This is a genomic window from Pelomonas nitida (genome assembly GCF_043555975.1).
Taxonomy (GTDB): Bacteria; Pseudomonadota; Gammaproteobacteria; order Burkholderiales; family Burkholderiaceae_C; genus Pelomonas; species Pelomonas nitida.
In genome coordinates this window covers 1-761 of sequence record NZ_JBIGIA010000044.1, presented here as the reverse complement: position 1 = coordinate 761, position 761 = coordinate 1, and the positions used below count along the sequence as shown (strand labels likewise).

The 761-nt window shown below is 64.7% G+C and carries 1 protein-coding gene; it reads right to left on the bottom strand.

The genetic code is table 11. The features are described 5' to 3' along the window. On the bottom strand, nucleotides 1–761 hold a 761-nt coding region (locus tag ACG00X_RS24030; RefSeq protein ID WP_394492350.1), incomplete at both ends, for an elongation factor Tu.

The window sequence follows — 761 nt, the reverse complement described above, 5'->3', positions numbered from 1 at the left end:
AGCAGCTTGCGGAACATTTCGACGCCCGTGACCGTGGTCTTCTGGACTTCGCGGATACCGACGATTTCGATTTCTTCGCCGACCTTGATGATGCCGCGCTCGACGCGACCGGTCACCACGGTGCCACGGCCCGAGATCGAGAACACGTCTTCCACCGGCAGCAGGAAGGCGCCGTCAACGGCACGGTCCGGCTGGGGGATGTAGGTGTCCAGCGCGTCGGCCAGGCGCATGATGGCCTGCTCACCCAGGTCGCCCGTGTCGCCTTCCAGCGCCAGCTTGGCCGAACCCTTGACGATGGGGGTGTCGTCGCCGGGGAAGTCGTACTTGCTCAGCAGTTCACGCACTTCCATTTCGACGAGCTCCAGCAGCTCGGCGTCGTCGACCATGTCGCACTTGTTCAGGAAGACGATGATGTACTTCACGCCGACCTGGCGAGCCAGCAGGATGTGCTCGCGGGTCTGGGGCATCGGGCCGTCAGCGGCCGAGCACACCAGGATCGCGCCGTCCATCTGGGCGGCACCGGTGATCATGTTCTTGACGTAGTCGGCGTGGCCGGGGCAGTCAACGTGCGCGTAGTGGCGGTTGGCCGTTTCGTACTCGACGTGCGCGGTGTTGATCGTGATGCCGCGCGCCTTTTCTTCAGGAGCCGCGTCGATCTGGTCGTAGGCCTTGGCCTCGCCGCCGAACTTCTTCGACAGCACCGTGGCGATCGCCGCCGTCAGGGTCGTCTTGCCATGGTCCACGTGACCGATCGTGCCCAC